The 4,147-nt window shown below is 31.5% G+C and carries 4 protein-coding genes and 2 pseudogenes; all 6 read right to left on the bottom strand.

The genetic code is table 11. From position 1 onward, the window contains the following. Positions 1-601, bottom strand: a pseudogene (locus OIU80_RS20715) (hypothetical protein); the annotation flags it as partial. A gap of 328 nt (positions 602-929) precedes the next feature. Then, positions 930-1,052, bottom strand: coding sequence for a hypothetical protein (locus tag OIU80_RS20720; RefSeq protein ID WP_264288867.1), 123 nt, complete (start codon positions 1,050-1,052; stop codon positions 930-932). A 398-nt stretch (positions 1,053-1,450) separates the two neighbouring features. Then, positions 1,451-1,963 (bottom strand): annotated as a pseudogene (locus OIU80_RS20725) (hypothetical protein); the annotation flags it as partial. 226 nt (positions 1,964-2,189) lie between these two features. Then, positions 2,190-2,393, bottom strand: coding sequence for a hypothetical protein (locus OIU80_RS20730; protein ID WP_264288868.1), 204 nt, complete (start codon positions 2,391-2,393; stop codon positions 2,190-2,192). Positions 2,394-2,465: 72 nt separating this feature from the next. After that, positions 2,466-2,873, bottom strand: a complete 408-nt coding sequence (locus tag OIU80_RS20735) for a hypothetical protein (protein WP_264288869.1) — start codon at positions 2,871-2,873, stop codon at positions 2,466-2,468. Between the two features lie 29 nt (positions 2,874-2,902). Next, on the bottom strand, positions 2,903-4,147 hold a 1,245-nt coding region (locus OIU80_RS20740; protein WP_319004978.1), incomplete at its 5' end, for an FISUMP domain-containing protein.

Consider the following 4,147-nt stretch of genomic DNA (forward strand, 5'->3'; position numbering starts at 1 on the left):
TGGTATCTCCATCTTGTGAAAATAAAAATTCTTTAAATTCTCCACTACAATTATTCGTAACACGTACAATAGCCGTACGTGCGATAGCAGTAGCATTAGGATACATACTTATAGTAAATGCTCCTGTATCTTTATTTGTAATATCGATAGTAGTAAAATCGCTACCTGTTATAATGGTATATGTATAGGGTGTTTGTCCAGTACAGGCTGGTTTTTCTACTGGTGTATAAGGACCGTTTGTTCCACCCTCAGGAGGAAAAGGAGGCTTTGTAGGGTCGCCAGGTTCAAAACTAATATCGGCATTACCTATGCACATACTTATCCATTTTAGTGTATTCCAGTACTCCATACACTTGGTATCAAGATTATATACAGTAAGTCCTTTTCCTCTTGCATCGCTCATAAAAGCAGGGGTTGTAAGGTTGTCTCTTTCTTCGGTAGTAAGCTGGGGCATACGTATTCCTCCTTTAATTGTTACTGTAGACAACTCCAGTAAAGAATAACTGGTAGGTTGAGTAACTGATCCTATAATTGTCTGACCTGAAACAAACAACGGGAACAACACTAGTAAGTTAATTAAAGCTTTTAATTTTATTTTCATGATTACAATTTTTAACACGCTGGGTGTAATTAAATTAACTTATTTCTTGATCGTAAGCTTGTTAGTTAATAATCTATTTGTTTATATATTATTAAATGTGTTCTGATTAACAACCTCTATTGCTGAAAAATACTCAATAAGATACCTGACCCTAAGTGTTTTCACAAAGTGTACCTTTATCATTTCCTGTTTTAATGTGGAAATTGAGAAACTAATCTGTCCGAATTAATTGTTCATTATTTTGCATAGAGCAACGATAAATAAATTAACAAGCTATCCTTCCTAAACTTATTTTTTTTCATTTCACGACCATTTTAAATATTACTAATTATTCTTCTTCATTTATTCCAAAACTCACTTTACTGCAATACTGCAATAATCCTGTATCAAGTAATTGAGCATATCTTCCTGTTATCTTGTCTTTTTCTATTACAAAATAAGTTGATGCCATTATTACTCCATAAGGATAAAAATATGGTTATTTGGGTCGTTTAATTTAGGGGGGAATTTAAACGTGCAAAATTTAAATCTGTGTACAATAACTCCGTCAATCTATAAATAAGTAACATTAGTACTATCAGAACCAGTACTATTTAAGTTATTGTTGGTAAAGCGCAGCTAATCATGCCTGAGCTTCCAGCTTCAGCATTAAAAGCCGTTTGTGTGTATAATTTCCAGAATGATCAATCTTAAAGTTTGGATCAAATATATAATTATTAGGGGATGCTGTATGATGGGGAGCTTTACCAACATAGGCTGTTATCATATATTGATTTACTGCTGTTTCTGAAAAGTAAACTCAGGGGTTTCAATCGCTGATACCTATCAAATATCAAAACCTCTAAATCTGGATAATCCTGATTCAATGCGATATCCAGAAAGCCATAGTCCTTTTTTGCCAAAAAGTTACTTTGAATCATGGCTGATCTAAAGTCACTTACTTTAAGTATGATTTTCTTTTTAAGCTCATTATTGCTATTTTGGGAAAAATATGGGAAATTCTCAAAATAACTATACAATCTAAAATTCATACCTGCAGAAAGAACTAAAGAAAATTCTAGATTTACTGTTAGCAAAACCACGAAGGGACATGTAGTTTTCTAGAGCTTGTTTATTCTCAGATAATTTAGTTTTAAAATTTTCATTTTTTTGTTTTCTGCAATCTTGAATCTTTTGGCTTATTTCCTGATAAGATGAATTAAATTTTTCAGAATAAAAAGCGGTCATTTTTTCAATTAACTCATCATTTACAATCGAAATTGCTGCAGAAATACCATATTTAGCTACTCGAATTGGGCTGTCAATAGTATAAGCAAGTCCCATTACAGGAATATGAAAAGAGTGTATAGTTTTTTTTGCCATTTGCTATTATTATTATAAAATTTAATAAGTGACAAATGTCGCAAAATCATTTTATTCAAAAACTGATATATATCATGTTTATAACGGATTAAGCTCCTTTTTTGATGATTAAATCAAAATCTTGTTGAAAGATTTTCCTATAGATCTCCATAGAAAATTATAAAAATACTTTTCCTGAATTCGATCTAATTCTATTTGGAACTTTTTAGCTTTTATCAAAGTCTTTTTAAAAGATTAAATTAGCTGGGGAACTTTTTACTTTTACTTCTTTTTCAGGATTTTTCTTTTTGTATAAAGTAATTTTTAAGTCCTTGTATTTTAAGCTGACATTAGCTGTTGCTTTTTTATCATTTCCAATAGTATCAAAATGGTAATCATCAAAAGTACTTTTAAACGAAGTATTAGTATATGGTTTTGTAAAAGCATACATTGCCTGAATGTCAAATTTTGCAATACTTCCTTTTATATAAAAACCATCGTTTTTATATAAAACATTTAATGTCTAATATGTTTTTAAAGAAGATTTTTTTATAAAAAGACAATTGACTTTACTGCCTAAGTCGGCTGCATTTTTTAAACCAAATCCACTCTGAAGTTTCGTGGTGTTTAAGTTAAAACGCCTAAAAGTTACTATTGCAGGCGCTTTCTGAAAATTAATTTCTTCTTTATAAACTAGTTTTAAATTTCTAACGGAGAGAGTGCCGATTTTTAAAGGAAACGAAATATTTAGAAGCAAGGTATTATATAATGTTTTTTTGCTTAAATCATCTTCGGGTATTTTATTTTGATAGCTATTGGCATCAACATAACCCAGAACAAGTGAATTTGCATTAAAGAAAAACACATGTTTTTTAATTCTTAATTGATTTCTCTTACCTGATCGATAAAAAAAAACTGGTATTGTTTTCACAACACCAGTTTTAAATAAATAATAATAAATTAATTTTTCATACATCGAATACTGTTAGCATGATAATTCTGTATAATAGTACTAGTAGCATTAGTATTAAAAACTATTCTAAAAAAAGAACCCGAATCATTCCAAAAATATGTCATTTCAGAAAACCCTTGTGCCAGTTTAAGAGAAGCAGTAGGAACATTACTCATAAAAGCAACCCCACTTGGCAGTGCATTAAATCCTGAATTATCAGCATGATCAGGAGGATTTCCATTCCATAAACGGAGTACATTAGTATTTGAAGACTTATAAGAATAATTGTTTGCTTTCATTTTCTTCCCAGCATCCTTAGTCCCGCCTAATAAAGTAATCAAACTATTCCACTCTTCAAGAGTAGGCAAATGCCAACCATCTGGACAGGCTTTTTTAGCTTGCTCCTCAGAATATAACAAACCAAATTTAGAAGCAAAAACCTGTCTAGATTCTGTTATTTCTATGCCGTTTTCACCATACTTTACCGTACCACTGTCAAGAGCTCCATTTGTATCACTAACTAATACTTTAGGGGCATTAGTAGCATAAGCACTTGCGGGGTTTAAAATTAAATCTCCCAAACCTACTCCTTCTTTATCGACGAGAGCACGCAAGTTTTGTGTCATCCAGCAACCCGCTTCCCCAAAACGTTTGGCTGTATACATATTCCCTTCATTATCTATTGTACCTGAGCAACAATCACAGTCTTTTATCGTAATATCCAACTTTGCTTTATTCATAATTCCTCCTGTTTTATAAAGAGCAACCAAGGTAATCTTTACTGGATTACCACTATCTCTACCTATAACATCGGTCATTAGTGATTGTTTGTATTTAATAGTAACCGTATAAGTTGCTCCATTTTCTAAAGAAGTAGGGATACCACTTTGAACAACAATATCACCAACTATTGCTTTTTCTGGATCATTAACTATAAAGCTTAAATCAGTATTACCTGAACCAATATTTGTAAATGTATAAGTATAGGTCTTACTAAAATCTGCTTTATAAGGTTCTCGAACTGAAAGCAACCCACAAATAGCATTATTATTAGTAGGTGATGCGATATCAAAACAATTCTCCCCTTTCAGTAAACCGCTTCCTTTAGCAATTGTTGTTTCATCTATAATGGTAACTGTGCCTGCAGTTCCTTCTACTGGTGAATTTTTACAATTATTTACAACACAAGTATATGTACCACTATTTGAAGCCTGTGTACTATTAATAACATAAGTAGAAGATGTTGCCCCAGA

Source organism: Flavobacterium frigoritolerans, assembly GCF_025847275.1.
Classification (GTDB): domain Bacteria; phylum Bacteroidota; class Bacteroidia; order Flavobacteriales; family Flavobacteriaceae; genus Flavobacterium; species Flavobacterium frigoritolerans.